Source organism: Psittacicella melopsittaci (assembly GCF_003585925.1).
In the GTDB taxonomy this organism is placed as follows: domain Bacteria; phylum Pseudomonadota; class Gammaproteobacteria; order Enterobacterales; family Psittacicellaceae; genus Psittacicella; species Psittacicella melopsittaci.
Window position 1 is genome coordinate 1 of sequence record NZ_NRJH01000019.1, and the last position, 1,392, is coordinate 1,392.

The window sequence follows — 1,392 nt, forward strand, 5'->3', positions numbered from 1 at the left end:
AACTAATGTAACGTCTAACAACAGCTCAGTGAATGTAACAGGTGACCAAGGCGTTTACTTCGGTAATGGTACTAACGTTACAGCTAAAGACGATATAACTGTTGCATCACCTAATGGTTCAATCAGTGTTATTGGTTCGAATGTAACTTCTAAAGAGGGTGCAGTAAATATCACAGCTAAAGAAGATACTACTATCGAAAACAGTAACAGCTCTGGTGATAAAGGAGTAGATATTAGTTCAACTAACGGTACAACAACTGTTAATGCAACTAATGTAACTTCTAACAACGGTTCAGTGAATGTAACTGGTGACAAAGGTGTTTATGTTGGTAATGGTACTAACATTACTGCGAACGAAGACGTGAACATAGGTTCAGCGAATGGTTCAGTAAGCGTAGTTGGCTCAAATGTAACAGCACCGGGTACAGTTAATATCACTGCTAAAGAAGATACAACTATCGAGAATAGTAATATCTCTGGTGATAAAGGTGTTAATGTAGATTCAGACGGAACTACAACAATTAATGCTTCTAACGTAACATCTAAAGATGGCTCAGTGAATGTAACAGGCGACAAAGGCGTTTACTTAGGTAATGGTACTAACGTTACTGCGAACGAAGACGTGAACATAGGTTCAGCGAATGGTTCAGTAAGCGTAGTTGGCTCAAATGTAACAGCACCTGGTACAGTTAATATCACCGCTAAAGAAGATACAATTATCGAGAATAGTAATATCTCAGGTGATAAAGGTGTTAATGTAGATTCAGACGGAACTACAACAATTAACGCTTCTAACGTAACATCTAAAGATGGCTCAGTGAATGTAACAGGCGACAAAGGCGTTTACTTAGGTAATGGTACTAACGTTACTGCGAACGAAGACGTGAACATAGGTTCAGCGAATGGTTCAGTAAGCGTAGTTGGCTCAAATGTAACAGCACCAGGTACAGTTAATATCACCGCTAAAGAAGATACAATTATCGAGAATAGTAATATCTCTGGTGATAAAGGTGTTAATGTAGATTCAGAAGGAACTACAACAATTAATGCTTCTAACGTAACATCGAAAGATGGCTCAGTGAATGTAACAGGCGACAAAGGCGTTTACTTAGGTAATGGTACTAACCTTACTGCGAACGAAGACGTGAACATAGGTTCAGCGAATGGTTCAGTAAGCGTAGTAGGCTCAAATGTAACAGCACCGGGTACAGTTAATATCACCGCTAAAGAAGATACAATTATCGAGAATAGTAATATCTCTGGTGATAAAGGTGTTAATGTAGATTCAGACGGAACTACAACAATTAATGCTTCTAACGTAACATCTAAAGATGGCTCAGTGAATGTAACAGGTGCCCAAGCCGTTTACTTCGGTAATGGTACTAATCTTAC

General features: G+C 38.8%; 1 protein-coding gene. It reads left to right on the forward strand.

The genetic code is table 11. The annotated features are described in order from the left end of the window. A partial coding sequence (locus CJP74_RS02555; protein ID WP_147397045.1) for a beta strand repeat-containing protein occupies positions 1–1,392 on the forward strand: 1,392 nt, incomplete at both ends.